Source organism: Pseudomonas sp. Pdm06, assembly GCF_014851795.1.
Classification (GTDB): domain Bacteria; phylum Pseudomonadota; class Gammaproteobacteria; order Pseudomonadales; family Pseudomonadaceae; genus Aquipseudomonas; species Aquipseudomonas fluorescens_AA.
In genome coordinates this window covers 123,909-147,427 of sequence record NZ_JACVAH010000017.1, presented here as the reverse complement: position 1 = coordinate 147,427, position 23,519 = coordinate 123,909, and the positions used below count along the sequence as shown (strand labels likewise).

Genomic DNA, 23,519 nt, shown 5'->3' with positions numbered 1-23,519 from the left:
TGCCTGCCATTCAAGCCAGGTTATTGCTCCGATTGACGCGCCTGGGCAGCCTTGGCCGCGCGCAGGCGACGAATTTCCTTCGGATCAGCCAACAAAGGTCGATAAATCTCCAATCGATCCGCCGCTTGCACCACTTGATTAGCCGGATCGGCAACCACCTTGCCAAAAATCCCCACCGGGCACGTCGCCAGGTCCAGCTCCGGGAATGCATCGGCAATCCCCGAGCCCAGCAGTGCCGCGCGAACACTGGTGCCTTCCTGCACCATGCACGTGCGCAAGACCTGACGGTCCACCGCGGCATACACCACTTCTATCTCAATCAACGCTTGAGCTCTGCATTCTGCTTGGCCCGCTGGCAGAACGCGTCAACCAGCGTATTGGCGGCCTGATTGAACAGCGGCCCCAACGTCGCTCGCACCAGCGGACCGGCGTAGTCGAACGACAGGTCCAGGCTGATCTTGCAGGCCTTCTCACCCAACGGCTTGAACACCCAGACGCCGTGGAGCTGATTGAAGGGCCCCTCTTCCAGGTTCATTTCGATGGACTGCCCCGGCACCAGCGTATTACGCGTGACGAAGCGCTGGCTCAAGCCACTCTTGGCAATGTTGAGGCTGGCGCGCATCTGGGTTTCGGAGCTTTCCAGCACCTCGGCGGATGAGCACCACGGCAAGAACTCCGGGTAGCTCGCCACGTCGTTGACCAGGTCATACAGCGCCTGCGCCGGGTAGGGCAGCAAGGCCGAGCGTTGAATATGTGTCGTCATGTAAGCGTCACTTCCACAGCTGGGCGGCAAACACTACGAGAATGCCGATGGGCGCCACATAGCGCATCAAGAACAGGCTCAAGGCAAACAATACCGGGCTGCGCAGCGACAGTTCATCACGCACCGCTTCACGTCCCATGACCCATCCTGCAAACACCACGAAACACAAACCACCCAATGGCAGCATGATCCGTGATGTGAAGAAATCAATCACGCCGAAGAAATCCAGCCCTCCGGTCGCCCCCCACTGATAGAGAAGGAACAGCCCACCTTCGTTCACGAAAAACTTCGCTTGCTTCCATATATTGAAGGAAAACACCGTACCCAGGCCGACAAACCAGCAAGTGAAAGCCAGCCAGAACGTCACCCAGGCGCGGCTGATGCGGGTCCGCTCAACCAAGTAAGCCACCATCGGCTCCAACAGGGAAATGGCCGAACTCCAGGCCGCGATGGCCACCAGCACAAAAAACACCACGCCCATCACTTGGCCGAAAGCCATGCTGCCGAAGGCGAAAGGCAGGCTGACAAACATCAACCCTGGCCCCTCACTGGGGTTCAGGCCTGCGGCGAACACAATCGGAAACAATGCCACACCCGCCAGCAGCGACACGAAAGTGTCCAGCAGCGCGACGCCAAAGACGGTTCGGGTCAGGGAGGCGTTCTTGGGCATGTAGGCGCCGTAGATCATGATCGAACCGACCCCGACGCTCAGGGAGAAAAACGCATGTCCCATGGCCGGCAGCAGGCCGTCCAGGACTTTCTCCGGCTGGAAGTCGAACATGAAATGCACGCCTTCCATGAAATGCCCGGTGGTCATGCTGTAGCCCAGCAGCACCAGGATCATCACGAACAGCAACGGCATCATGATCCGCAGGCTGCGCTCGAGCCCGGCCACCACGCCCCGGGCAATCACCACCGCCGAGAGGACCATGAAGATCGTGTGCCAAAGGGTCAGCCTCCAGGGATCGGCGATCACATTGCCGAAGTAGGCGCCCACCTGATCCGGCGTGGCCCCTTGGAAATCCCCGCGCCCCATGTCGATGATGTAGTCCAGGGACCAGCCACCGACCACGCTATAGAAAGACAGGATCAACAGCGCCGTGATCATCCCGGCGAAGGCGCCCCACGACCACTTGGTCGAATGGCCAGCCTCTACCGCCAGTACCTTCAGGGCATTGGCCGGGCTTTGCCGGGCCCGACGCCCGATCAGCGTCTCGGCCAGCATCACCGGCGCGCCGATCAGCGCGATGCACGCCAGGAACATCAATACGAAGGCGCCGCCACCGTAGACGCCGACCATGTACGGAAACTTCCAGATACTACCCAGCCCCACGGCAGAACCGGTCGCCGCGAGTATGAAGACCCAGCGGCTAGCCCAACTGCCGTGGACAGAAACCTTGTCTGTCGACATCGTGATCACGCCCAAGCGTTCAAAAAAGAGGCCGCATTGTCCGGGATTCACTCAACGTGCTCAAGCACGCAGGTTCACCGTAGCCGACACGCCCGCAACTGCCTATAATGCCGCCCCTATGGCTAAACAGAAGAAACACCCCACAGGGACCATCGCGCAAAATAAAAAGGCGCGACACGATTACTTCATCGAACAGCGTTTCGAGGCTGGCATGGTCCTGGCCGGCTGGGAAGTAAAGAGCTTGCGTGCCGGCAAGGCGCAGTTGGTCGACAGTTATGTACTGCTCAAGGATGGCGAGGCCTGGCTGCTGGGCAGTCATATCACGCCGCTGACCACCGCCAGCACCCACGTGATTGCCGACCCGGTGCGCTCACGCAAGCTGCTGCTCAACAAGCGCGAGCTGGAAAAGCTCTTCGCCTCCGTGCAGCAGAAGGGCTACACCTGCGTCTGCACGTCGTTGTACTGGAGCAAGCACCTGATCAAGTGCGAAATTGCCCTGGGCAAGGGCAAGAAGGAGTACGACAAGCGCGATACCGAGCGCGAACGCGACGCCGGCCGCGAGCTGCAGCGCGCGGTGCGCAACAAGGGCAAGGAAGACTGATTCTTTTGTCCTAGGGACCGCTATCGCGAGCAAGCTCGCTCCCACAGGATCACGGCGATACGCAAACCCTGCGGTCACCGAAGATCCAATTGTGGGAGCGAGCTTGCTCGCGATGGCGTCGACTCATTCAACATTGATGGGTCAGACTGACCGCATTCGCGAGCAAGCTCGCTCCCACAGGCTTCGCAAGCACGCTCACATCCCCTTGCGCCGCTCCGCCCGCGCCACCCTCTGCACCTCCTGGCGCACCTCTTCCAAGACTTCCTGCACATACAAGATATGTCGGCTGGACACTTCCCGCGCCTGTTCGGCATGCCCGTCCATAATGGCTTGATACAATTCCCGGTGCTGGCTGATCAGCATGTCGCGGGTTTCACTGCGCTGCTTGTACATGCCGCCGATGTTGGTAACGACGTTGCGCTTGAGCAGGTCGAACAAGCCGCGAATGGTGTGCAGCAAGACTGCGTTATGACTGGCCTCGGCGATCGCCAGATGGAACCGGGCATCTGCCGCGCCCTCCTCCGCCCGGCTGACCTCGTCGTGGCGCGAGTAACAATCCTGCAGTTCGTCGAAGGCTGCCGTCAGCCGTTCGCGATCCACATCCGTGGCCCGCTGTGCCGCGTAGTACGCACAGGACGCCTCCAGGGTGTGGCGGAACTCCAGCAAGTCACGTTGCGCTTCGGGATTGCTTTCCAGCAGTTGCAGCAGCGGATCGCTAAATGTCGAGCCCAGTGACTCGACGACATAGTTACCGCCGCCCTGGCGACTGACGAGCAAGCCCTTGGCGGCCAGTTTCTGGATCGCCTCGCGCAATGAAGGACGTGACACGCCGAACTGTTCGGCCAGGGTCCGTTCGGCCGGCAGGCGCTCGCCGGACTTCAGCGTGCCCTCAAGGATCATGCCTTCAAGCCGCTCGACAATATCGTCAGACAAACGGCGCTGACGAATCTGATCAAACCCCATAACTCAATTCTCCACGATCCCGACGGCTCGCCGGGCTCTCTATTCTGGCCCATCCGGGCCGTGCCTACACCCACCAAAAGCCATTTGTTCGAACGGATCAGATGCCGTCTGCACCGCTTATTCGACGAAAGTTTCAGGGCGGCAAATTGACACACGACAACCAAGGCTTTTACCCTAGCCAACAGCGCTTGTAAATTGGTATTACCAATTAACCAAACCCGCTGACCAGTGCCTGACCAACAACAATTAGGGGCCCACCCACTATGCAAACCTGGCAACAGCTCTACAGCCCGCTCGGCAGCCTCGGCTTGTCCGCACTCGCGGCCGTTATTCCCATCGTATTTTTCTTCCTGGCCCTGGCGGTGTTTCGCCTCAAGGGGCATGTGGCCGGCAGCATCACCTTGGCCCTGGCGATTGCCGTGGCAATTTTCGCGTTCAACATGCCCGCGGACATGGCCTTCGCCGCCGCCGGCTATGGCTTTGCCTATGGCCTGTGGCCCATCGCCTGGATCATCGTCGCCGCGGTGTTTCTCTACAAACTGACCGTCAAGAGCGGCCAGTTCGAGGTGATTCGCAGCTCGGTGCTGTCGATTACCGATGACCAACGCCTGCAAGTGTTGCTGATCGGTTTCTGCTTCGGCGCATTCCTGGAAGGTGCCGCCGGCTTCGGTGCACCAGTGGCGATCACCGCCGCGCTGCTGGTCGGCCTGGGCTTCAACCCTCTGTACGCCGCGGGCCTGTGCCTGATCGCCAACACGGCCCCGGTGGCGTTCGGCGCCCTGGGCATTCCAATCATCGTGGCCGGCCAGGTCACCGGAATCGATGCCTTCAAGATCGGCGCCATGACCGGTCGTCAACTGCCCCTGTTGTCGCTGTTCGTACCGTTCTGGCTGGTGTTCATGATGGACGGCCTGCGCGGCGTGCGGGAAACCTGGCCAGCAGCGCTGGTGGCCGGCTTGAGTTTCGCCATCACCCAGTACTTCACCTCCAACTTCATCGGCCCGGAACTGCCGGACATCACCTCGGCCCTGGCCAGCCTGATTTCCCTGACCCTGTTCCTGAAAGTCTGGCAGCCCAAGCGCACCGCCGGCGCCCAGATTGCCGGCGCGACTTCCAGCGCAACGGTCACCGCCAGCGTCGGCGGTTTCGGCCAGCCCCGCAGCACCGTGGCTTCGCCCTACAGCCTGGGGGAAATCATCAAGGCCTGGTCGCCGTTCCTGATCCTGACCGTACTGGTGACGATCTGGACCCTCAAGCCGTTCAAGGCCATGTTCGCCGCGGGCGGCTCGATGTACGGCTGGGTGTTCAACTTCGCCATCCCGCACCTGGACCAGATGGTGATCAAGGTCGCGCCCATCGTGATCAACCCCACCGCCATCCCGGCTGTGTTCAAGCTTGATCCGATTTCCGCCACCGGCACGGCGATTTTCTTCTCCGCGTTGATCTCGATGCTGGTGCTGAAGATCAACATCAAAACTGGTCTTACCACTTTTAAAGAGACGCTTTTCGAGCTGCGTTGGCCGATCCTGTCCATCGGCATGGTGCTGGCCTTCGCCTTCGTCACCAACTACTCGGGCATGTCGTCGACCATGGCCCTGGTGTTGGCCGGCACGGGCGCAGCGTTCCCGTTCTTCTCGCCATTCCTGGGTTGGCTGGGCGTGTTCCTGACCGGTTCCGATACCTCGTCCAACGCGCTGTTCAGCTCGCTGCAAGCCACCACGGCGCACCAGATCGGCGTCAACGACACCCTGCTCGTCGCAGCCAACACCAGCGGCGGCGTGACCGGCAAGATGATTTCGCCACAATCGATCGCGGTGGCCTGCGCGGCGACCGGGCTGGTGGGCAAGGAATCGGATCTGTTCCGTTTCACCCTCAAACACAGCCTATTCTTTGCAACGATTGTCGGCCTGATCACGTTGGCCCAGGCCTACTGGTTTACCGGCATGCTGGTTCATTAAGTCCTACACGCGATACTGGAAAAACCGACGCCGAACCATGATTCGGCGTCTGCTATTCACAACCGGGTCTGCAAGGCTGCTGAAAGATTTCCTGGCTATATTCAGCAGCCTCAGCGGACGGATAACCGGGACCACCCGGAGACACGCCTGATGAGCGAGCTTTTTTACAACGCCGTACCGAACGCGACCCGTGTCGCCCCGCCCTTGCGCGAGCCTCGGCAGTACCCCAGCGAGAAGCCGCGTCGGGTCTACCTGTTCGGGACGTGCGTGGTGGACTTGTTCTATCCCGAAGCCGGGATGGATGCGATTCATCTGCTGGAGCGCGAAGGGATCCGGGTGGACTACCCGCAAGGGCAAAGTTGCTGCGGACAACCGGCCTACACCTCGGGGTACACCGAGCAGGCGCGGACGGTGGCACGGGCGCAACTGGCCCTGTTTGCCGAAGACTATCCGGTGGTGGTGCCCTCGGGTTCCTGCGCCGGCATGTTGCGCGAGCATTACGCCGACCTGTTCAAGGACGAGCCGGAGACCCTCAAACAGGTGCAGGCCCTGGCGGCCCGGACCTATGAACTGGCCGAGTTCCTGCTGTTGGTCTGCAAGGTGCAGTTGAACGACAGTGGCGAGCCGGTGAAGGTCGCGCTGCATACGTCTTGCTCGGCACGGCGTGAGATGAATACCCACTTGCACGGCCGCGCGTTGTTGGCGCAGTTGCGTAATGTGGAGCGAGTCGAACACAGCCACGAAAGCGAGTGCTGTGGGTTTGGTGGGACGTTCAGTGTTCGCATGCCGGATATTTCCGGCGCGATGGTGGCCGACAAGACCCGGGCGCTGAAGGAATCCGGCGCACATCAGGTCGTCAGCGCCGACTGCGGTTGCTTGATGAACATCAACGGCGCATTGGAAAAACAGCAGGAGGTGTTGCGCGGCAAGCACCTGGCAAGCTTCCTCTGGCAGCGTACCGGAGGTGCCGCATGAGCACGCCGACGCTGATCCCCACCGTTGAAGTACCGGTTGAGGCGCAGGAAGATTTTCGTGCCCGAGCCCACAAGGCTCTGGACGACACGCAACTGCGAAACAACTTTCGCAGCGCGATGGATTCACTGATGACCAAGCGGGCAGCGTCCTTCAGCGATGCCCACGAAAGAGAACACCTGCGGGTGCTGGGCAATGCCGTCCGCGCCCGTGCGTTATCCAAGCTGCCCGACCTGCTCGAGCGACTGGAAACCAACCTGACCCGCAACGGTGTGAACGTGCACTGGGCGGAGACGGTGGACGAAGCCAATGGCATCGTCCTCTCGATCATCCGCGCTCACGAGGCGCGGCAAGTGATCAAGGGCAAATCGATGGTCAGCGAAGAGATGGAGATGAACCATTTCCTCGAGGCTCGGGACATTGAATGTCTCGAATCCGACATGGGGGAATACATCGTCCAGCTCGACCACGAGAAGCCTTCACACATCATTATGCCGGCGATCCACAAGAATGCCGGTCAGGTCGCGTCCTTGTTCCACGACAAACTCGGCGTGGAGTACACCAAGGACGTCGACCAACTCATTCAGATCGGCCGCAAGGTATTGCGGCAGAAATTCTTCGAAGCCGACATCGGCGTCTCCGGCGTCAACTTCGCCGTCGCCGAAACCGGCACGCTACTGCTGGTGGAAAACGAAGGCAATGGGCGGATGTCCACCACCGTGCCGCCGGTGCACATCGCCGTGACCGGTATTGAAAAAGTGGTGGAGAACCTGCGCGATGTCGTGCCACTGCTCTCGCTGCTGACCCGCTCGGCCCTCGGCCAGCCCATCACGACCTACGTCAACATGATCTCCGGGCCACGCAAGGCCGATGAGCTGGACGGCCCCCAGGAAGTCCACCTCGTCCTGCTCGATAACGGCCGCAGCCAGGCGTTTGCCGACAGCGAACTACGCCAGACGCTGAACTGCATTCGCTGCGGCGCCTGTATGAATCATTGCCCGGTCTATACCCGAATCGGCGGCCATGCCTACGGCGAGGTATACCCGGGGCCTATCGGAAAAATCATCACGCCGCACATGGTCGGCCTGGCCAAGGTGCCGGACCACCCGAGCGCCTCTTCGCTGTGCGGCGCCTGCGGTGAAGTGTGTCCGGTGAAAATCCCGATCCCCGCGCTGCTGCGGCGACTGCGGGAAGAAAACGTCAAGGCGCCGGACAGCCCGAACCAGGTGATGCGCGGCCAGGGCAGCAAATACTCGCCCAAGGAGCGCTTCATCTGGAATGCCTGGGCCTGGCTCAACAGCTCGCCACGGCTGTACCGACTGTTCGGGTTCCTCGCCACGCGCTTGCGCGCCCTGATACCCAAAAACGTCGGCCCATGGACCCAGAACCACAGCGCCCCCCAACCCGCCGCCCGCTCATTGCATGACCTGGCCCGCGAACACCTGAACCAGCAGGGAGACCGCCAATGAGCGCCAAGGAAAATATCCTCGCCAAGCTGCGTAAAAGCCTGACGGGCGCCACGCCGGTTGCCGACAATTTCGATGTCGAACTGGTGACTCAAACCTATCGCTACGCGCCGGAGGAACGTATCCCGCAATTGCGCAAGCTGATGGAGGCGGTGCACACGGAAATCCATCTGACGTCCGAGGACGGCTGGCCGGCCCTGCTCGCGCAATTGCTGCGCGACCGTCAATTGCCGAGCCTGCTCATCGCCCCGACCACCGCACACGGGAAAAAAATCGCACAGTTCTGGGCGAACAATCCGGACCTGCCAACTCTCAAGGCTTACGACCGACCGATAGAGGAATGGAAAGCCGAGTTGTTCAACGACACCCCGGCCAGCCTCACCGGAACCCTCGGCGCCATTGCCGCCACCGGCAGCCTGATTCTGTGGCCAACGCGGGAAGAGCCACGGCTGATGAGCCTGGTACCACCGGTGCATTTCGCCCTGCTCAAGGCCAGCGAGATCCGCGACAACTTTTATGAGGTGCAAGAGGAATTCGAGTGGGCCCAAGGCATGCCCACCAATGCCCTACTGGTGTCCGGCCCGTCGAAAACCGCCGACATCGAACAAGTCCTGGCTTATGGCGCCCATGGTCCGAAGGATCTGGTGGTCTTGATTCTGGAGGACCAATGACCCTTCCGGCCCCTTTCCTGCGTGACGTCCAACAGCTGATCCCACAGAAGCGACGTTTCGACGATCCCTTGTCGACCTTGGCCTTCGGCACCGACGCCAGTTTCTATCGGCTGATTCCGAAACTGGTGGTACGCGTCGAGTCCGAAGATGAAGTGATTGCCCTGCTGAAACTGGCCCAACGGGACCAGGTCCCGGTCACGTTCCGCGCCGCCGGCACCAGCCTGTCCGGCCAAGCCATCAGCGACTCGGTACTGATTGTGCTGGGGGATAACTGGAACGGTCGCGAGATTCGCGAACAAGGCACGCAGATTCGTTTGCAACCCGGCGTGATCGGCGCCCAGGCCAACGCCTGGCTGGCTCCGTTCGGGCGCAAGATCGGCCCTGATCCGGCGTCGATCAACGCCTGCAAGATCGGCGGCATCGTCGCCAACAACGCCAGCGGCATGTGCTGCGGCACCGCGCAGAACACCTACCACACCCTGGCCGGCATCCGCCTGGTACTGGCCGATGGCACACGCCTGGACACCGAAGACGACAACAGCGTGGCGGCTTTTCGTACAAGCCATGGCGAACTGCTGGAACGCCTGGCCACCCTCGGTCGCGAAACCCGCGCCAACACCGAATTGGCCGCCCGAATTCGCCACAAATACCGTCTGAAAAATACCACCGGCCTGTCACTCAATGCCCTGGTGGATTTCGACGAGCCTGTGGATATCTTGAGCCACCTGTTGGTGGGCTCCGAAGGCACCCTCGGCTTCATCAGTGCGGTGACCTACAACACCGTCATCGACCATCCGAACAAGGCGTCGGCGCTGATCGTCTTCCCGGATGTGGAAACCTGCTGCAACGCCGTCACCGTGCTGAAAAGCCAACCGGTATCAGCCGTGGAACTGTTGGACCGCCGCAGCCTGCGCTCGGTGCAGGACAAACCAGGCATGCCGGATTTCGTACAGCATCTGTCGATAAATGCCTGCGCCTTGCTGATCGAATCCCGCGCGGCTTCTTCATCGTTACTACAGGAACAGCTGGCCCGAATCATGACCTCCCTGGCCGGCTTCCCGGTGGAAAAACAAGTCGACTTTACTGAAGACCCACGGGAAAACGCCCGGCTCTGGGCGATCCGCAAAGACACCTTTCCAGCCGTGGGGGCGGTACGCAAAACCGGGACCACGGTGATCATCGAAGACGTGACCTTTCCGGTGGAGCAACTGGCCCTCGGCGTGAACCGCCTGATCGAGTTGTTCGACAAACATCACTACGACGAAGCGATCCTTTTCGGACACGCGCTGGAAGGCAATCTGCACTTCGTCTTCACCCAGGGCTTCAACAGCGCCGAAGAAGTCGCACGCTACCAGGCGTTCATGGATGACGTGGCGCACTTGGTGGCCGTTGAATTCGGCGGCTCGCTGAAAGCCGAACACGGCACCGGGCGCAACATGGCCCCGTTCGTCGAGCTGGAATGGGGCAGTGATGCCTACCAGTTGATGTGGCAGCTCAAACGACTGCTCGACCCCAATGGCATCCTCAACCCGGACGTGGTGCTCAGCGAAGATCCGCAGATCCACCTCAAGCACCTCAAACCGCTGCCGGCCGCCGATGAGATCGTGGATAAGTGCATTGAGTGCGGCTTCTGCGAGCCGGTGTGCCCGTCCAAAGACCTGACCTTGAGCCCGCGCCAGCGCATCGTCATCTGGCGGGATATCCAAGCGAAAAAACGCGCCGGCACGAACACCACCGAACTGGAGCGTGCCTACCAATACCAGGGCATCGACACCTGCGCCGCCACGGGCCTGTGTGCGCAACGTTGCCCGGTAGGCATCAATACCGGCGAGCTGGTGAAAAAACTGCGCAGCCGTGACGCGACGAAGACGAAAACCGCCAACTGGATTGAAGGAAATTTCGCCACCACGCTGCAAGGCGCACGCTTTGCCCTGCACGTCGCCAACGGTGCGCGCATGCTGCTGGGCGCCCCCCGCCTGGCGAAATTGTCAGGCTCGTTGACGCGCCTGTCCAAGGGCCAGGTGCCACAATGGACCAGCGCCATGCCGCAGCCGGAAAAGACCATCCGTTTCAGCCCCACCGTGTCGGACGAACGCCCGCGAGTGGTGTACCTGGCGGCTTGCGTGTCGCGGGTCATGGGCCCGACGGCGGCGGACAAGGAGCAGATGTCGCTGTACGACAAGACCCGCGGCCTGCTGGAAAAGGCCGGCTATCAGGTGGTCTTTCCAGACAATGTGGACAGCCTCTGCTGCGGCCAACCCTTTGCTTCCAAAGGCTACACAGAACAGGCCGAGCACAAGCGCCAGGAACTGATCGGTGCCTTGCTGCACGCCAGTCGCGGCGGGCTCGACCCCATCTACTGCGACACCAGCCCCTGCACGCTGCGCTTGGTCCAAGACCTTGGTGACGTGCGCCTGGATCTGTATGACCCGGTGCGCTTCATCCGTACCCATTTGATGGAGCGTCTCGACTTCCTCCCCCAGGAGGCGCCCATCGCCGTGCACGTCACCTGCAGCACACAGCACCTCGGCGAAAGCCAGGCGCTGATCGACCTGGCGCGCAAGTGCAGTAAAAACGTGGTCATCCCCGAAGGCATCCATTGCTGCGGTTTCGCCGGCGACAAGGGCTTCACCACACCCGAGCTGAACGCCCACTCGCTGCGCTCGTTGAAGGACGCGGTGCAACATTGCAGCGAAGGGATTTCCACCAGCCGCACCTGTGAGATCGGTCTTACACAACACGGCGCAATCGACTACCACGGGCTGGTCTACCTGGTGGATCGCGTGACCCAGGCCAGGGTGACCTGAAGAAAAATAGAACCCTGGCGAACGGTCACAGTCCACTGATCAAGTCCTGCAAAGCGGGACCTTCCCTCAATTGGTAGCCGTCCTGATGGCCAGCGATGCTTGGGCCCTCAGTTCAAGGAGAGACATATGAAACGCTCTGTACTGCTAGGTCTGTTCGTTACTGCCTCCATGCTGGCGTCGTCTTCGTTTGCCGCCGATCTCTGTGATACCAACCTGCAAACCATCGAGAACGCGAAGACCCAGTATCAGGGCTCGGATATCGAGGCCCGCGTCGAGGCAAGCGTCCAGCAAGCCAAGGCCCATCAAGACCTGAATACCAAGGAAGGCACCGAGAAATGCATCTCCGAAACCACCCAGACCATCCAGGAGATCCAGAAGGTCAGCAAAGACGGTAAAAGCTCCTGACCGCCAACGGCCAACCTTCGGGTTGGCCTCAGACGCGGATTGGCGTACACTGCATATGCCTGCCGCTCCAACAGCTTCATGGAACGACAGGTTCGGGGCCGTTTAGGATTCGACGCCGGTTGCGAAACTTTAGGTGCATGCCGAGTTGGTAACAGAACTCGTAAATCCACTGTTGCAACTTCTATAGTTGCCAATGACGAAACCTACGGCCAGGAATTCGCTATCGCTGCGTAAGCAGCCTTAGATCCTGAGCTTCTGGTACCTTCGGGTCCAGCAATCATTAGGGGATGTCCGTAAACCCAAAGTGATTGTCATATAGAACGGAATCGCCGTGCAGTACGTTGTGGACGAAGCGGCTAAAACTTACACAACTCGCCCAAAGCACCCTGCCCGTCGGGTCGCTGAGGGTTAACTTAATAGACACGGCTACGCATGTAGTACCGACAGCAGAGTACTGGCGGACGGGGGTTCAAATCCCCCCGGCTCCACCACTTCATCATCTAAAGACGTCCACGGACGTCTTTTTTTGTGCCTGAAATCCAGTAAATACGGGGGTTTCATGGCTATTGGAGGCTTTCGAGGTTTTTAGAGTTCCAGGCGATTTGGTATTCCCAATGGTATTCCCGGCTACCCGGCGCTAATCTTGGGAATACCAAAAGGTGTCATGGAGTACTTCTCATGTGCGCTCAAACCACCCGCCTCTCCGACCGCCAGCTCAAGGCGGTCAAACCGAAAGACAAAGATTACGTCCTCACCGATGGCGACGGGCTCCAGCTGCGAGTCAGGGTCAATCGCTCGATGCAGTGGAATTTCAACTACCGGCATCCCGTCACCAAGAACCGAATCAATATGGCACTCGGATCCTATCCCGAGGTTTCTCTTGCGCAAGCCAGGAAGAAAACCGTTGAGGCCAGAGAGCTGCTTGCACAAGGCATCGACCCCAAAGCTCAACGCAATGAGCTGCTAGAAGCCAAACGAGCGGAAACGGAACACACGTTCGAGAACGTCGCTACCGCTTGGTTCGAACTGAAGAAGGACTCGGTCACGCCAGCGTATGCCGAAGACATCTGGCGCTCGCTCACACTGCATGTATTTCCAACCATGAAATCAACACCGTTATCGGAAGTGAATGCACCGATGGTCATTAAGCTCCTTCGCCCAATTGAGGCCAAAGGCAGCCTCGAGACCGTTAAGCGAGTGAGCCAGCGCCTTAACGAGATCATGGCCTATGGGGTCAATTCCGGGATGATCTTTGCCAACCCCCTCAGCGGCATTCGGGCGGTTTTCAAGAAACCCAAGAAAGAGAATATGGCCGCGCTAGCACCTGACGAGCTTCCGGAACTCATGATGGAAATCGCGAACGCCAGCATCAAGCGGACCACCCGCTGCCTGATCGAATGGCAGCTTCATACCATGACCCGCCCCTCCGAAGCGGCGACCACCCGATGGGCAGATATCGACTTCGACAAACGCATCTGGACAATCCCTGCGGAGCGAATGAAAAAGCGTCGTCCGCACATAATCCCGCTTACCGAACATGCACTCTCGTTATTGGAGACGCTTAAGTCCCATAGCGGCCACAGGGAATATGTGTTCCCGTCAGATAGAAACCCGCGCACCCACGCGAATAGCCAAACAGCAAACATGGCGTTGAAACGAATGGGCTTTCAGGACCGTTTGGTCAGCCACGGCATGCGCTCCATGGCCAGCACAATCCTCAACGAGCATGGATGGGATCCGGAGCTAATCGAAGTCGCGCTAGCGCATGTCGACAAGGACGAAGTTCGGAGCGCCTACAACCGGGCGGATTACATCGAACGTCGGCGGCCGATGATGGCCTGGTGGAGTGAACATATCCAGAAAGCGGCTACCGGCAGCCTGTCAGCGTCGGCCATCAATCAAACCAGGGACCGCAAGGTGGTGCCGATACGCTGACATCACGGCGACAGTTCATGCTATCCGTGTAGTGGAGCTTGCCAGCGCTTCTTCGGCCAAGCCCCTGAGTATGGGAAGGCTCCGCATTCCCATACTCAGGGGCTCACGCTTAAAGGCCTATCAGGCAACCACGGCTTTTGCCTTTCTAAGGCGGATCAACCCTGCTGTTAACTCGTAGTAGTAGACGGTAGCTGGAGCTGAGCATCGCAGGTAGTGCTCCAGAAACCATCTCACGTGCTTTTCTCTCCAGGACCAGGGAGTCGCGCAACACCAGCGCTCACGAATCACCTCGTGCATCCTTTCTGCTTGCCTGATGTGCCGCTGCTGCGTGGCATGTGCACCTTTGAGCACGGGGCGCAGAAACAACGCTATGTCGAACTCGGCCGTCATCGCCGACCTCCGATGTAGGCACTCACCACATCGATGCGGTTATGCCCCAACTCGTGGCTGATCTGCTGTCGTGCGCGCAGATCAAGCTCTCGATCTTCGCGATGAACACGACCGCCATTGACGGGTGCAGGAAAGCCAGTCAGTTGCTCATAACGCTCACACGCGTAAGCCGCTCGCAGTTCATGAAAGCCTTTTAATCCATGTTCATGCAGGAGGTCCCGTGCCGGTCGCACAACTGATTGCATAAACTCTTTGTAGCTCTCGTTGGCAGCCAACAGGTTCCGACTGCCGCTGGGTGAAGCCTCCCAGGCCCTATTCAAGGCGCCACGGATTTGATCAGTGACCGCGATCCAGCGCGGTGCTGACGCGCCTGATCGACCACCTTTGGTGCCGTCTTGGATGTTGATCTTGCCCAGTTGCCCGGCCTCACGTTCCAGTCGGGGCAGGTCCGCCAAGATCGCTTCACGCAGGCGCATACCCGTCTCCCGAGCCAGATGCACAATTGCGGTCACTCGTTGCTGACCTCGCTCTGACAGTGCGCGTGCAATCAACTCGATCTGAGCACGATCTTGGCCTTGCGGTGCCTCCCAGCGCACATTTGAGCGCTGCATACCCAGCGCGTTGCTCGGACTGGGGATTTTGACGTACTGATCACCGCGCAGCGCAGCCATCGTTCGGTTCACGCTTGACAGTCGGTTCTGCGCGGTGGCGATGCCGACGTTGCCCTGGTCAACCTGCTGCCTCATATAGGCGGCGTACCGCATGAGGATCTCGCGGTCGACCTGACGCGCGTCATTGAGCCTCGGCCCTTCCTCGGATAGACACCAACGCACGAAGGCCTGCCACCGATCGCTATGGGCTTTGACGGTAGCAAAATGGCCATCGCCAAATAGATCTTTCAGTGCTTGCGGTCCGGCATAGCTGAGCTGGCGACCAAAGCCGAAATTGCGCCCAGATCGCTTACCAACTCGAGCCATTTTTCTGTTCCTGATCGACTGCCGCGAGCTCATAAAAAAGGGCTCGCCAGTGCGCGCTCACGATGGGGATCTGCGCCCAATCAGTCGGGCGAAAACACAGCGTGTTGTCGGTGACGTAAAGATGCGCCCCCTCCTCTTTCAACCATTGAATAATGGCTGTCGTAGAGGCGATAGCTTTATGGGTGGTGGCGACACTGGCGACAGCGGCGACAACCCTCGTCCTGCCTGGTTTTGCGCGTGGCGACAAAGTGGCGACAGTAGCGGCGACAAATCGAGCTTTGGGCTCCTTTTGACGCTGAGCCAGATGGTTGCGCAGTGCTTCATCAAGATTAAACATGGCGCACCTCGAAGGTGTGGCCATCGGTGATCAACCACTGATGATCAATCAACTCGACCAGCAGCTTGGCGGCATGACGACTGCTCTTGCGGGCAAAGCGGGGACCGTTGCGATTCAGCTCTCGAATACTGAAGCGTTTCCAATTCTTGACCTGCAGCCAGCGCAGCAGCCGGTCTGCCTCCTCTTTTACTCGGCACACCGGCTCCTGTTCGGTCAAGCGCTGGATTTCGGTGAGGTAATAGCCAACTAAGGTTGAGGCCCGCTGGATGTGATCGACCTCCACAACACTGCTCTCCTCCACTACGGCCAAAATGCCGGCGACGCGCAACAGGTTGTCGGCGGCCTTCGAACCGCTGGGCCGCACGCTGGCCAGCTCACCAAACTCACCCAGTTGAGCTTCGATAGCATCATGCAAATCAATCCAGCGACGGCGGGCTAACGGGCTGAGGGTTAGTGGCGATAACTGCAAAGCACCATCAGAAGACAGTGACCAAGGCTGATGAAACAGGGCCGAGAGGCGATAGTGATAGCGCTTCAGGTCGCCGTCTTTCGACAAGTCGACAGCCTGGTAGCTGCGTTGTCCTGCCAGGCTATAGGGCCAGGTCATCAGACAGCGACCGAGAATTCCCTGCCCCTGCAGCAACGGATCACTGAGTAACTGCATGGCTAGATAGGGTTGCAGCATCAGGTGCAGGCTTAAGCGTCGATCGTAAGCTCGCAAGCTTTCACCCACCATGGACCGCGCGCGATCTATCGGACTGCCGTCCCAGAGTGACGACAAGGTGGTGACCGCTTTCAAACGGTTATCCCGGCTCATGGTGCTGCTGCCAAGGAATTGTCCGCCCTCGTCACAGAACAGCCCCATGCTTGGCAAGTCATGGCAGAGCCCCTTGATCAGGGCCTCGATCGTAGGGTCTGTGGTGATCAACCGAGGGGCCGAAGGCTCCACTTCGAGCGGTACACTGTTTGTGGGGGCGGGATCGGCAGGGTTGATCCGCTGCGCTTTTCGCTGTGCGGCACGGTAGCGGGCAAGTTGTTCGCGGTAGCGCTGCCACTGCTCACGCTCCCATTGCCGTGCTGGCAGCAATGCACATCGGTCTGCCGCGGTCTTGCGATCACCGGACGCGGCCACCGTGATCAGGTACAGCGACAGAGGATAATTTCTCCCGTCGAGCTGTAAGCCCGCATGACCTTGGGTAGCCAGCGCCGAGGCTGCCAACACCGATTGCGCGGCCAGCGCCTGGGGCACGCCGATGACCTCGGCCATGCGCTGCACCGCAGGCCCAAGAATCCCGCCCAGTGCCTGCACCGGATAAGGCTGGGCCACGGGATTCGACTCAATCAGCGGTCGAGGTGGTCGTGGTAGTTCAAGCTTCGGATCTAACTGCTGCATGGCCCTCTCCTCGTTCATTGCTGGTTGTCCTCACGTAGTCCCGCCACGGTTGTTGAGTGTTATCAGGGATCAAGGCCCCTGCGGCCTGTGAGGTGCTCACTGACGCGGAACGAACGGCTCCTTACGACCGGGAGCAAGGGCATGAACCCATGAATCGGGCCTCCTTAGACGCATCCGAAGATGCGGGCGGGTGGAGGCTGTGCCGACTGACGAGTTCGACACCTGGAGATCCTGAGCGGGAGAAGGCAACAACATCGACACCTGGGGCATGCCTGACTGTCAGTCAGGTGCCGCCTTTCCTTAGGCTACGGCACCGGTGCCTGTGTTATTGCGGACGGCAACGAATCGGATTTGTCAGGCCGATTGTCACGAGGAGAGTTGCGGCAATGCCCTGTACGACGTGGCTTGCAGCAGTAGTACGAGCGCCCGTCTCTTTCCAGAAGAAAGAGACGGGCGCAGTCTGGCGCAGCTACGTGTGCAGAAAGGTGAGGTTGCCGCAGCGCAGCGAGGTAGGTCTATCGTCTGCCGCAATGGGCAGATAAGTCGAGTGGGCATCCATCACTCTTGCGGAGTGACCGTGCGAGCCGCCGGATGCTAATCGCACTTCGGGAGAACCACCACATAAGTGGCGTAGCCTTGAAGGTTCTGGCTACCAGAGCTGGTGCTGCCAACGACAGCGATCCGAGTGGTAATTGTTATACCGACTCAAAAAACGGGTCAAGTGGCCCAGGCAAACTGCCTCAGAAGTGGCGACTGTCGCCACTTTTGTCGCCACCCTCCCGGCCCGTGAGACTTGGCTTGTCGCCGGTGTCGCCGGTGTCGCCACCTTCTTAACTATATATCTGTAAAAAGAAGACCGGACGCAGGCAGGTGTGGAGCCTGCCCTACTGCCGCACCGAACCGAACCGAAAACGACGGACAGCGCCGGCGGACGGATTGGATAGTGATAGGAAAACCGAGGGGACAGTCGGGAAAAGCAGGTGAACCCTTCGATCAGCGCGATCAGAGATCGCTGGATCGAAGGGTTTGGCGAATTAACAAAATTTCGGATGAAGAAGCAGTACCCCGAAATCACGTGACTGAGCCGAATGTAATACGCAACATAATCATCGCCCAACAGCACTACCACACACCAACTAAAAACGACCCCCAATACAAAACCTCAATAGCAACATCAAATAAAGACACCAATCCCAAGCAACTAGACATCAAGCGTAAAAACAACGAAAACCCTATAAACCCTAATACTAAAAACAATAAAAAGCAGACACAGCAAGTTATCTACATAGACTGTAAGCAACTCAATATTTATTAAAGGACTTTTACTTACTGACAGATGCGCCTTCCGTAGGAACACTCGGTGGAGTATCTACCCTGCTTCCATGATGATCGTTAGCTGCATCATGTTTTGATTGTGGCAAGTCTTTAGAATTTTTATCCGCACGCCCCTCAGCAGCATCGATCTTAGATGGCTGAGTAACGTCCGGAGCCTTATCAACCTTAAATTTGTCAGTATTGGACTTAGCATCTGACAAAATCTCGGTACTTTTAATAGCGTTCTCTGTCTCTTTCAGCGAATTCAACTTTCCTTCGCCTGCCTGAGAACTTCCATTCCCCGCCACCTTGCCGATGGATTCAACGACCGGAGCCTTTATTGGTATAGAAGGCGATGAAGATTTTAGTTCTACACCGCCCATGCACGCTATGAGCAACGCAGTCAGAGTCAAAGCGACCATCACCGACTTATAGAAAAACTCAATTTTACCATCTGAGTGTAGTTTCCCAGTGGTCTTAAGCTTGGGGTGGCTTACAATCCAGCCCGCAAAAAGTTTAGCGAACCCCCGAGGCTCATACGGACTTTCATCACCAATAACCTTCGTGAGATTTAATTCAGGGATAGTTCCAATTCCGAGCTGTTCAATCACTATTCCTTGTTTAACAGCACCAATCAGCAGCCGGTGATACCAGTATCTGTCCATAAAGTAGAACAGATAAGTACCAAGCACACCAAACAAAGGTACGACCACAGCAAATTGGATAACTAGGCGCCCAGCCTCCAGCCCTATTTTCTTATCTAATAAAAAACCAAGAGAAGCAAAAAGCGCTAGGATGATAGTTACAAACATCCCACGAATACGCATCCCAATGTCGTTGAAATGAATCTGAACGTCTATAACGGCCTTCCAGACCTCGATAATTTCTGCCTCCCTTTCCCTTGACATACTTATCCCCGTGCACCAGTAAAAGATTGAAAGTCAAAAATCGACAGAAGCTCCGCAAATCCCTCATCCAAGACAAAACTTGGCGAAACGTGTTCACGCTCCCTAATCTTCTGCTCTCGTTCAACCTCCGCTGGTGTCCAATGCGTTACCTCTTGGAGCAACTTATACTCATCACGCTTATGTGCTACGCCGTATTTCGCCCAAACGCTATCAATTCCGCAATCATTGGCCATAGCGATGTCCTTCATCAAACTATCACCGATGTAGACACACTCTGAGGTTTTCAAGCTCAAATCCGACACTATCCACTGCAGTACATCAACATCAGGTTTTTTTGAGCCCTTAGGCGTGTGATGTTGGATGGTGGACTTCAATACATAATGTTCAGCAGGATAGCGCCTAGTCTCCTCAACATTATCAGGAACAATATGATCCTCAGGACAGAATATATAATCAAAAACACCATCCAGCCCTAGCTTTCTAACCCTATAGTTAGAGTAGAAAGCCATAGATTCTGTGTACCCTACAATTAAAGTCCCGCGATTTTTCAGTTCTTGGAGAGTCTCAGCGACGCCAGGATAAAGGACTAGATATTCCTCCCTCTTTTCCCGAAATGCGTTTACTGCCGGAGCAAATACCTCGAGAGCATTTCGTCCAGCAAGAAACTTTTGCAGAGACGGTAGTTCTTCAATTAAGAATGAGTACTCTGACGTACCATGTTTTTGGTGAACAGTGGATATTTCCGGTAGAAGCTGACTTTTAGATACGCCACTTATGACTACAAGCTCTTCAAGCATTGCTGAAAAACACCGCACCCACAACTCGACCCAGTCGAATAACGTATTATCCAAATCAGTGATCAATACCTTTTTCGTCAAAGACATTTCAAACCCCAATCGCCATCACGGCGGGTAGACACATTATAAAAGTTCTTATTCATCGCCATTCATACTTAGGACGCCAGCGGACTTAGGAATCAATCCTCCTCCCTCCTGAAACAGAACAATATTGTCTGGCTCACTCATAAACCAAACATATGCTCCCCACGCCAGTCCTGTGATCGTTTTCTTGAAGCCTGGTGATTCCCGATCCGCGTACGCGGTGAGAAAAACGACTTGCGATCGCTCAAACCCTCCTTTATCGGTGAGTTCAAAAAGTGCTCTTTGACGTCTCGGTGTTATAGCGCCATCAGTAGCGACAACCTCCACAAAAATGATAAGCGGATCTACTGGACCGAGATCCACAAGAATTAAGTCAGGAAGATCTTTTTTCGCTACAATATCAAGCCCTATTGCCGTCGCCAACTTTACGTCCTGAACTGCGACTTTGTTGCTGGACTCGCTAAGCCATAGTACTCCTGGCTGCTTCAAAAACCTTGACGCAAAAACTTCGACCACTGCTTTTGAAATCAATGAGCTCGGACCAGGCGACAAAGTTCGAGTGTCGCCACTAGGAAATTGGACAGGCACACCAGTCTTCCCTGCGGTTCCCATTCGAAGTAAAGATACTCTGGCGAGGGCGCTTGGAGTAAGATTTTTGGTTTGCCAAGCCAAAATCGCTTGGGTTAAAGCGGAATCCGTCAAAGCAGGATCAAACAGATCAGCCAAGTCTTTATTCAACGCGTATCGCGGTCGGCTTGATGTGGTGGGAACGTCGGTCCGTTCTACAACAGCACCTACGATTATTAATCCCTCTCTGAGAGTTTCGTCTCTTATGGGCTCACGGGTGTTGTCGGCGTACCACCGTACACCCTCAACGTGAAAGCTCTTTTTAAGCATGTTTGAGCGGTATGCTAGCCTCTCATCATCTGAAGACATCTTCGACTGACGATCGGTCATTCTATACACATGGATAGGCCCAAGATACACGTCTGTACCTTCGATTGCGCCTATATACAAAAAAGTAAAGATCGTCTTAGCGGATAACTCACGAATACAATAGTTTCGTTGTGCTATTCCTTCAGGAAATATGGTTGGCAGGCGCTCGGCCACCAACTCCCACGTAGCGTACTTTGGAAGCATCATGCTTTCCTTGCATATAATTTATCACACGCTGCATCAACAACCTCTTTAGAAGCAGACGCTGCAACTAATTTTTTCAGCTCAGCTAAAGCGCGGGGAGATGGCAGCGGCAAAGACTCAAGCTCGTATGCCGACACTGCCACTGAGCCGCTAATACATCTAAATGCTGCATCCGCAGCCCTGCTATTTAAAAAAGCAGATATAACATCTGCGCTTACAACCGGATTATCACTTAACGGACGAACCATATTAAGATGATTCTCGACAACCACTCCTCCATACATAGCTATAAACTCCGCCGGGAGTAGTGCCGCAATTAATCTACGAGCTTGCTCTTTGGCGGTGGTTCTTTGAAGCAACACGCAAGGACGAGTAACTAACAAACTATCATTCCCCCTTTCAAACTTAAAGAAAGGCGCATGATTTTTTTTCTCTGCTCGAAATACAAACCTACCGTCTGAAGTAATCGCTTCTGCCCAAATAAGCGGATATCGATTCGCCCCAGGAGCTGATACGAGTTGATTTTTGTGCCTATTCCAAACCAAGGGGCCGGTGCTGACCGTATATCCCCAATCGACCAGCCGCGAAGACATTTTTGCCATTTTACCGACCAGCGCGCCTTGCGTCTGATTCCTAGGCATGATCCATGGCATGGATAGATCGTTAGGCAGGTCTACGCTCGCAACTTGAGTTACTTCTAATCCGCCAACGGACAAAGAAATCTCAGACACCCGCACTGGCATAGCGTGCTTGCTTGCTTTATATATTGCGAGGGCGGTTTCTTGAAGCACATCATCGAACACATTTTTCCGCGCCTCAACGAAATCGATCGCTACAGGCGGAGCGTTATTCCCCATAACTTGCCTGAGGTTCTTGAAATAGACACCCGACAGAAACGAAGTAGGTGTTACATATGCAATAGTGCCGCCGGCCTTGACATTCCTCAACGCGAAATCGGTAAAAACACCGTACAAATTTGCATGACCATGGAGAGAGCGTCTATATAACTCTCGAATTTCTGGATCAAGCTTTGCTTTACCATATGGCGGATTTCCAATAACAAGGTCAAATGGTTCAACTGATTCGACCTTGCGTAGGGAGTCACAGACCGTCACAACTACAGGCAGACGAGTACCTGCCAATCTTGTTACCGGTAGTACGACCGCGTCTAAAGTGACCTGACTGAGCCAGGCGGCAAATGGATCTATTTCGTAACCCCGCAGCCGACTAGCTATACTTCTGATCGTGATCTTCGGACTACAGTTTTTTAGACTATTTATTATTCGAGCTGCAATTGGCGCTAAAAAAGCTCCTCCCCCGCAGGCAGGATCGAGTACGCGACAGGATTCCCAGTTTAGGCCTGACGCAGATGCCAGGTCGATTAACCGTTCGGTGAGAGCTGGGGGAGTATAAAATATTCCGTAGTTGCTTCTATGCTCCGAGGGGAGCATGCCTGTGTAAATCAGGCCGATTTCGTAAGCTGCGGTTTCCGTATCAAACCTTGCGGCAGTTTTTCCGATTGCCTCCGCGAGCGAGACAGCCGTCTCTGGAAGGTCTACCGTTTCGAATGTCTCGATCTGTTCCCGCAGCTCTGTCAGTTCGCAAGTGCTACCAGCCAGGGATTCCCACCAAAATTTGACTAGCAAGGAGCCAAACGAGCGGGCGACAGCTAGCTGGTGCGACTCTGGAAAAGTGCTGACAAACGCTCGCGCCATGGCTTTTGCCGAAGCCAACGCCTGATTAGCCGTTTCTGCCGCATGGTGCGCCTCAAGCAATGCTGCTGAGGCCTGCGAGCCTTTTGCCATATTCCCCTCCTCTCTGTTGGGCCGGATTCTACCCGATGGCGCTCATAACTTGGCGCTTTACCTCACCAAGCAAATGCCGAAATGAATCAATTTGCTGAAAGCTTGTGCATACCCCCGGCAGATAACAGAGGCTCAAAAACTGTACAAACATACAGTAAAATGCAAAGTGTGTCGCGCTCATCCAATAAGGTGGGAATATTTGCTAGCACAGATGCGTGCCATCCACTTCCTGGCCGCCCATGAATGTCTAGCCCTGAAATAGGTTTAAACCTATTTCACACCAACGCCCCCGCCACAATCACTTATAGAAAAAGAATTTGCGTGCTACCTGACTGCCATTGGGATGGCTCAAGGCTGGCGGTTTCGAAGCCATAGATACGGAGCAGCCAACGGGACTTCGCTTCATACGTCTCACCAACCTC

General features: G+C 56.8%; 20 protein-coding genes and 1 other RNA gene. 9 read left to right on the top strand and 12 right to left on the bottom strand.

What is annotated here, in order from left to right; genetic code table 11:
* Positions 1 to 20: 20 nt before the first annotated feature.
* Genes IB266_RS24775 through IB266_RS24765 form a run of 3 tightly spaced genes read right to left on the bottom strand, consistent with a single transcriptional unit; the run spans position 21 to position 2,174 of the window.
* Positions 21 to 323 (bottom strand): RnfH family protein, encoded by a 303-nt coding sequence (locus tag IB266_RS24775; RefSeq protein ID WP_060739230.1) that lies wholly within the window; start codon positions 321 to 323, stop codon positions 21 to 23.
* Positions 320 to 763, bottom strand: a complete 444-nt coding sequence (locus IB266_RS24770; protein ID WP_060739231.1) for a type II toxin-antitoxin system RatA family toxin — start codon at positions 761 to 763, stop codon at positions 320 to 322. Before IB266_RS24770 ends, IB266_RS24775 begins: the two co-directional genes overlap by 4 nt.
* A 7-nt stretch (positions 764 to 770) precedes the next feature.
* On the bottom strand, positions 771 to 2,174 hold the full coding sequence (locus IB266_RS24765) for a sodium-dependent transporter (RefSeq protein ID WP_192263041.1): 1,404 nt from the start codon (positions 2,172 to 2,174) through the stop codon (positions 771 to 773).
* A 118-nt stretch (positions 2,175 to 2,292) separates the two neighbouring features.
* On the opposite strand from IB266_RS24765, the gene smpB reads away from it, so the two are divergent.
* Positions 2,293 to 2,775: an SsrA-binding protein SmpB gene (gene smpB, locus IB266_RS24760; RefSeq protein WP_042730880.1), complete on the top strand. Its 483-nt coding sequence runs from the start codon at positions 2,293 to 2,295 to the stop codon at positions 2,773 to 2,775.
* A 195-nt stretch (positions 2,776 to 2,970) separates the two neighbouring features.
* On the opposite strand, the gene IB266_RS24755 is transcribed toward smpB, so the two are convergent.
* Complete coding sequence (locus IB266_RS24755) at positions 2,971 to 3,738, bottom strand: FCD domain-containing protein (RefSeq protein ID WP_072411334.1); 768 nt, start codon at positions 3,736 to 3,738, stop codon at positions 2,971 to 2,973.
* A gap of 263 nt (positions 3,739 to 4,001) precedes the next feature.
* On the opposite strand from IB266_RS24755, the gene IB266_RS24750 reads away from it, so the two are divergent.
* From IB266_RS24750 to IB266_RS24715, 8 genes are all read left to right on the top strand, one after another.
* Positions 4,002 to 5,696 carry a lactate permease LctP family transporter gene (locus IB266_RS24750; RefSeq protein ID WP_060743082.1) on the top strand — a complete coding sequence of 565 codons (1,695 nt, stop codon included), beginning with the start codon at positions 4,002 to 4,004 and terminating at the stop codon, positions 5,694 to 5,696.
* A gap of 150 nt (positions 5,697 to 5,846) precedes the next feature.
* The gene (locus IB266_RS24745) at positions 5,847 to 6,671 is read left to right on the top strand and encodes a (Fe-S)-binding protein (RefSeq protein ID WP_192263039.1); all 825 of its coding nucleotides are present in this window, start codon (positions 5,847 to 5,849) and stop codon (positions 6,669 to 6,671) included.
* The gene (locus IB266_RS24740; protein ID WP_192263037.1) at positions 6,668 to 8,137 is read left to right on the top strand and encodes a LutB/LldF family L-lactate oxidation iron-sulfur protein; all 1,470 of its coding nucleotides are present in this window, start codon (positions 6,668 to 6,670) and stop codon (positions 8,135 to 8,137) included. The genes IB266_RS24745 and IB266_RS24740 overlap by 4 nt, the downstream gene beginning before the upstream one ends.
* Positions 8,134 to 8,805: a LutC/YkgG family protein gene (locus IB266_RS24735; RefSeq protein WP_192263035.1), complete on the top strand. Its 672-nt coding sequence runs from the start codon at positions 8,134 to 8,136 to the stop codon at positions 8,803 to 8,805. Before IB266_RS24740 ends, IB266_RS24735 begins: the two co-directional genes overlap by 4 nt.
* The gene (locus tag IB266_RS24730) at positions 8,802 to 11,612 is read left to right on the top strand and encodes an FAD-binding and (Fe-S)-binding domain-containing protein (protein WP_192263033.1); all 2,811 of its coding nucleotides are present in this window, start codon (positions 8,802 to 8,804) and stop codon (positions 11,610 to 11,612) included. The genes IB266_RS24735 and IB266_RS24730 overlap by 4 nt, the downstream gene beginning before the upstream one ends.
* A 126-nt stretch (positions 11,613 to 11,738) precedes the next feature.
* Positions 11,739 to 12,017: a hypothetical protein gene (locus IB266_RS24725; protein ID WP_192263031.1), complete on the top strand. Its 279-nt coding sequence runs from the start codon at positions 11,739 to 11,741 to the stop codon at positions 12,015 to 12,017.
* A 94-nt stretch (positions 12,018 to 12,111) separates the two neighbouring features.
* Positions 12,112 to 12,508, top strand: a transfer-messenger RNA (tmRNA) gene (gene ssrA, locus IB266_RS24720).
* A gap of 187 nt (positions 12,509 to 12,695) precedes the next feature.
* Positions 12,696 to 13,952, top strand: a complete 1,257-nt coding sequence (locus IB266_RS24715; protein ID WP_192263029.1) for an integrase domain-containing protein — start codon at positions 12,696 to 12,698, stop codon at positions 13,950 to 13,952.
* 120 nt (positions 13,953 to 14,072) lie between these two features.
* On the opposite strand, the gene IB266_RS24710 is transcribed toward IB266_RS24715, so the two are convergent.
* The 8 genes from IB266_RS24710 to IB266_RS24675 form a co-directional block, all read right to left on the bottom strand.
* Positions 14,073 to 14,342 (bottom strand): hypothetical protein, encoded by a 270-nt coding sequence (locus tag IB266_RS24710; RefSeq protein WP_192263027.1) that lies wholly within the window; start codon positions 14,340 to 14,342, stop codon positions 14,073 to 14,075.
* A complete protein-coding gene (locus IB266_RS24705; RefSeq protein WP_192263025.1) occupies positions 14,339 to 15,319 on the bottom strand; it encodes an integrase domain-containing protein in 981 nt (326 codons plus the stop codon). Before IB266_RS24705 ends, IB266_RS24710 begins: the two co-directional genes overlap by 4 nt.
* The gene (locus tag IB266_RS24700; RefSeq protein WP_192263023.1) at positions 15,303 to 15,656 is read right to left on the bottom strand and encodes a hypothetical protein; all 354 of its coding nucleotides are present in this window, start codon (positions 15,654 to 15,656) and stop codon (positions 15,303 to 15,305) included. Before IB266_RS24700 ends, IB266_RS24705 begins: the two co-directional genes overlap by 17 nt.
* Entirely contained in the window at positions 15,649 to 17,049 is a 1,401-nt protein-coding gene (locus tag IB266_RS24695) for a YfjI family protein (RefSeq protein WP_192263021.1), read from the bottom strand. The genes IB266_RS24700 and IB266_RS24695 overlap by 8 nt, the downstream gene beginning before the upstream one ends.
* A 1,322-nt stretch (positions 17,050 to 18,371) precedes the next feature.
* A complete protein-coding gene (locus IB266_RS24690; RefSeq protein WP_192263019.1) occupies positions 18,372 to 19,271 on the bottom strand; it encodes a hypothetical protein in 900 nt (299 codons plus the stop codon).
* Between the two features lie 2 nt (positions 19,272 to 19,273).
* Entirely contained in the window at positions 19,274 to 20,155 is an 882-nt protein-coding gene (locus IB266_RS24685) for an HAD family hydrolase (RefSeq protein WP_192263017.1), read from the bottom strand.
* 48 nt (positions 20,156 to 20,203) lie between these two features.
* Positions 20,204 to 21,292, bottom strand: a complete 1,089-nt coding sequence (locus IB266_RS24680; protein ID WP_192263015.1) for a BsuBI/PstI family type II restriction endonuclease — start codon at positions 21,290 to 21,292, stop codon at positions 20,204 to 20,206.
* On the bottom strand, positions 21,292 to 23,097 hold the full coding sequence (locus IB266_RS24675) for a class I SAM-dependent DNA methyltransferase (RefSeq protein ID WP_192263013.1): 1,806 nt from the start codon (positions 23,095 to 23,097) through the stop codon (positions 21,292 to 21,294). Before IB266_RS24675 ends, IB266_RS24680 begins: the two co-directional genes overlap by 1 nt.
* Positions 23,098 to 23,519 lie beyond the last annotated feature (422 nt).

Excerpts from the sequence above, each read along its gene's own strand:
- IB266_RS24770 (WP_060739231.1), bottom strand. The coding sequence starts at position 763 with ATGACGACACATATTCAACGCTCGGCCTTGCTGCCCTACCCGGCGCAG.
- IB266_RS24765 (WP_192263041.1), bottom strand. The coding sequence starts at position 2,174 with ATGTCGACAGACAAGGTTTCTGTCCACGGCAGTTGGGCTAGCCGCTGG.
- smpB (WP_042730880.1), top strand. The coding sequence starts at position 2,293 with ATGGCTAAACAGAAGAAACACCCCACAGGGACCATCGCGCAAAATAAA.
- IB266_RS24755 (WP_072411334.1), bottom strand. The coding sequence starts at position 3,738 with ATGGGGTTTGATCAGATTCGTCAGCGCCGTTTGTCTGACGATATTGTC.
- IB266_RS24750 (WP_060743082.1), top strand. The coding sequence starts at position 4,002 with ATGCAAACCTGGCAACAGCTCTACAGCCCGCTCGGCAGCCTCGGCTTG.
- IB266_RS24745 (WP_192263039.1), top strand. The coding sequence starts at position 5,847 with ATGAGCGAGCTTTTTTACAACGCCGTACCGAACGCGACCCGTGTCGCC.
- IB266_RS24740 (WP_192263037.1), top strand. The coding sequence starts at position 6,668 with ATGAGCACGCCGACGCTGATCCCCACCGTTGAAGTACCGGTTGAGGCG.
- IB266_RS24735 (WP_192263035.1), top strand. The coding sequence starts at position 8,134 with ATGAGCGCCAAGGAAAATATCCTCGCCAAGCTGCGTAAAAGCCTGACG.
- IB266_RS24730 (WP_192263033.1), top strand. The coding sequence starts at position 8,802 with ATGACCCTTCCGGCCCCTTTCCTGCGTGACGTCCAACAGCTGATCCCA.
- IB266_RS24725 (WP_192263031.1), top strand. The coding sequence starts at position 11,739 with ATGAAACGCTCTGTACTGCTAGGTCTGTTCGTTACTGCCTCCATGCTG.
- IB266_RS24715 (WP_192263029.1), top strand. The coding sequence starts at position 12,696 with ATGTGCGCTCAAACCACCCGCCTCTCCGACCGCCAGCTCAAGGCGGTC.
- IB266_RS24710 (WP_192263027.1), bottom strand. The coding sequence starts at position 14,342 with ATGACGGCCGAGTTCGACATAGCGTTGTTTCTGCGCCCCGTGCTCAAA.
- IB266_RS24705 (WP_192263025.1), bottom strand. The coding sequence starts at position 15,319 with ATGGCTCGAGTTGGTAAGCGATCTGGGCGCAATTTCGGCTTTGGTCGC.
- IB266_RS24700 (WP_192263023.1), bottom strand. The coding sequence starts at position 15,656 with ATGTTTAATCTTGATGAAGCACTGCGCAACCATCTGGCTCAGCGTCAA.
- IB266_RS24695 (WP_192263021.1), bottom strand. The coding sequence starts at position 17,049 with ATGCAGCAGTTAGATCCGAAGCTTGAACTACCACGACCACCTCGACCG.
- IB266_RS24690 (WP_192263019.1), bottom strand. The coding sequence starts at position 19,271 with ATGTCAAGGGAAAGGGAGGCAGAAATTATCGAGGTCTGGAAGGCCGTT.
- IB266_RS24685 (WP_192263017.1), bottom strand. The coding sequence starts at position 20,155 with ATGTCTTTGACGAAAAAGGTATTGATCACTGATTTGGATAATACGTTA.
- IB266_RS24680 (WP_192263015.1), bottom strand. The coding sequence starts at position 21,292 with ATGCTTCCAAAGTACGCTACGTGGGAGTTGGTGGCCGAGCGCCTGCCA.
- IB266_RS24675 (WP_192263013.1), bottom strand. The coding sequence starts at position 23,097 with ATGGCAAAAGGCTCGCAGGCCTCAGCAGCATTGCTTGAGGCGCACCAT.